Source organism: Lysobacter sp. 1R34A (assembly GCF_051217035.1).
Lineage (GTDB): Bacteria > Pseudomonadota > Gammaproteobacteria > Xanthomonadales > Xanthomonadaceae > Lysobacter.
This window is the reverse complement of the sequence record NZ_JBPKJP010000188.1, coordinates 1-2,642: the sequence shown is the minus strand read 5'-3', so window position 1 is coordinate 2,642 and position 2,642 is coordinate 1. Positions and strand designations below refer to the sequence as shown.

The 2,642-nt window shown below is 72.3% G+C and carries 3 protein-coding genes; 1 reads left to right on the top strand and 2 read right to left on the bottom strand.

Translation table 11 applies throughout. The features are described from left to right. The coding region (locus tag ACSAMQ_RS20365) for a mitochondrial fission ELM1 family protein (RefSeq protein ID WP_435397402.1) at positions 1-730 on the top strand (730 nt) is incomplete at its 5' end. Here the strand turns inward: ACSAMQ_RS20365 and ACSAMQ_RS20360 are convergent. Then, the gene (locus tag ACSAMQ_RS20360) at positions 655-1,152 is read right to left on the bottom strand and encodes a hypothetical protein (protein ID WP_435397401.1); all 498 of its coding nucleotides are present in this window, start codon (positions 1,150-1,152) and stop codon (positions 655-657) included. The two genes, ACSAMQ_RS20365 and ACSAMQ_RS20360, sit on opposite strands and share 76 nt — an antisense overlap. A gap of 40 nt (positions 1,153-1,192) precedes the next feature. Beyond that, on the bottom strand, positions 1,193-2,642 hold a 1,450-nt coding region (locus tag ACSAMQ_RS20355; RefSeq protein ID WP_435397400.1), incomplete at its 5' end, for a DUF294 nucleotidyltransferase-like domain-containing protein.

The following is a 2,642-nucleotide window of genomic DNA, read 5'->3' as shown; positions in this document are numbered from 1 at the left end:
ATACGCGACCAGGTCGCCAGAAGCCCGCGCAGCGATGCGCGGGCTTTTTCTTGGCGCCAGCCGCGTTACGGGGCCGGGCGGAAGCGCGATCCGCGCCAACGGCCAAGCCCCCGAGCACGACGGCTTGCACGGCAGCAACGTCGTCACCCTGCTCGGCAGCCTCAACCCGGTCGATGATCTGTGGCTGGCCGGCGCGCGCAGCGCGTTTCCCGCGTTCGGCGCTTTGCCCGGGCCGCGCACCGCGCTGCTGCTCGGCGGCCCGAGCGCGCACGCGAAGTTCGACCAGGCCGCGTTCGACGTGCTGGCGACACAGTTGCAGACCCTGCTCGAACGCGAGTCCGGCAGCCTGTTGGCGACCACCTCGCGGCGCACCCCGGTCGAGATCCGCGCGCGCCTGCGCCAGCGCCTGGCGCGGTTGCCGCGGGTGTCCTGGTACGAACCCGGCGAGGGCGCCAACCCCTACCCGGGCCTGCTCGGCTGGGCCGACCGCATCGTCTGCACCGCCGACTCGGTCAACATGCTTTCGGAAGCGGCGGCCACCCGGGCACCGGTGTTCGCCTTCGGCATCGAGCGGGTCGACGGCCGGCCCGGCCGTTTCGTCGACAGCCTGCTCAGCCTCGGCCGGGTGCGCCCCTTCGATCAGCGCTTGTCGGCCTATCCGGTGACGCCGCTGCGCGAAACAGCCCGGGTCGCGCAGGAAGTCCGCCGCCGCCTGGGCTTGGGCGACTGAGCCTGCGGCCGGCGGCCGCTCCTAGCGGGCTTGGCGGGGTTGGCGAAGCTGCCGATGAAATGCAGCTCGTTGTAGCGCCGGCCGGGCTGCGCTTCGTGAAACACGGCGTGGTCGTAGAAATACAAGGCATTGCCTTCGACCACGCCGAGCGCATGGCAGCGCGCCAGAATCGCGCGCTCGGCCTGAGGCGTATGCGTGCCGACTTCCAGCACCAGGGTTTCCACCGGCACGACCCGCAGCCCGGCGGTGACATGGGCGATGAAGAAATCCTCGTCCAGGAAGTCGCAACCGAAGTCGCGATGCGCCGGGCAACCCGAGCCGCTCGCTTCCATGCCGTCGAGATAGCGCTCGAACGCCTGCGGCGACTGGGTGGTCGTGCCCATCCACACCGAGATCATGCCGCGCGCGCTGTCGTCGATCATCGCCGCGCGCCGCTCGTGGCGCCCTGCCGACCGCGCCGGCTCATGACGGCTGGCCCAGGCCGTGCGCGCGCAGCGCCGACGAGATAGCGGCGCGCGAAGCGGCGATCGCCTCGGTCTCGACCACCCGGCGCGGGCGCCGGTCGAGCGTGCATTCCAGCCCCGCCGCCAGCAAGGTCGTGTGCGCGACGCGCAGCGAAGCGGCCTGGGTGTCGTCGAAGGCGCCGCACCGGCGCGCCGCCTCGATCAGGCCGGCCGAGTCGCGCGGCGACAGCAGCGCGCGCTCGCGCACCGAATCGCGCAGCACCAGGTACTGCAGCAGGAATTCCAGATCGACCAGGCCGCCCTCGCCCTGCTTGAGGTCGAAATAGGCGGCGTCGCTGCGGTCGAGTTCGGCGCGCATCTTCACCCGCATCCTGGCGATGTCGTCGCGCAGCTTGGCGCCGTCGCGCTCGCGCGCCAGGGTGCGCTCGCGCACCGCCTCGAAACGTTCGTGCAGGCCGGCGTCGCCGGCGACGAAGCGCGCGCGCACCAGGGCCTGATGCTCCCAGGTCCAGGCGCGTTCGTACTGGTATTCGCTGAAGCTCGCCAGAGACGACACCAACAGGCCCTTGGCGCCGTCCGGGCGCAAGCGCACGTCGACGTCGAACAAGCGCCCGGCCGCGGTGACCGCGCCGAGCAGGGCGACGATCTTCTGCGCCAGCCGTGCGAACCAGCGCCCGGCATCGAGCGGACGCGCTCCATCGGACTGGGCGCCGCCTTCGATCGCCGGCGCGTCGTAAAGAAACACCAGGTCGAGATCGGAACCGAAACCGAGTTCCTCGCCGCCGAGGCTGCCGTAGCCGAGCACGGCGAAGCGCGCACCGGGCACGCGGCCGTGCGCGCTGGCTACCTCTTGCTCGGCCAGGGCGAGAATGCGCATGACCACGCCGTCGGCGAGCCAGGCGAGCTGGCGCGCGCTCTGCTCGGCCGACTGGCGGCCGTCGCGCAAGGCCATCGCGATGCGGAAGCTCAGCGACTGGCGCACCTCGTTGAGCGCCTGCAGAGTCGCCTCGGCATCGTCGCCGCCGCCGACCTCGGCGCTGGCCGCCTGCAGTTCCTCGCGTCCCGGCAGCGGGCCGACCACGCGCGCGTCCAGCAATTCGTCGAGCAACAGCGGGTGCGACGCCAGGCGTTCGGCCAACAAGGCGCTGCGCGACACCGCCTCGACCAGCCGCGACAACGCCGCCGGCTGTTCGTCGAGCAAGGCCAGGTAGGCGCTGCGGCGCAGGACGTTGTGCAGCAGCGCGAGCAGGCGCTTGAGCGCGAGCATCGGCTGCGAGGAGGTCGCCGCGCCCTGCAACAGCGCCGGCAACACCCGGTCCAACCGCGTGCGCGCCGCATCCGACAGGCCGCGCACGCCGGGGCTGCGGGCGAAGTCGCGCAAGGCGCCGTCGGCCTCGGCGGCCGCATCGAAACCGGCCTCGGCCAGGGTCTCGGCCTCGCCCGACTCG

Coding starts and splice junctions, on each gene's coding strand:
- ACSAMQ_RS20360 (WP_435397401.1), bottom strand. CDS start 1,152: ATGATCGACGACAGCGCGCGCGGCATGATCTCGGTGTGGATGGGCACG.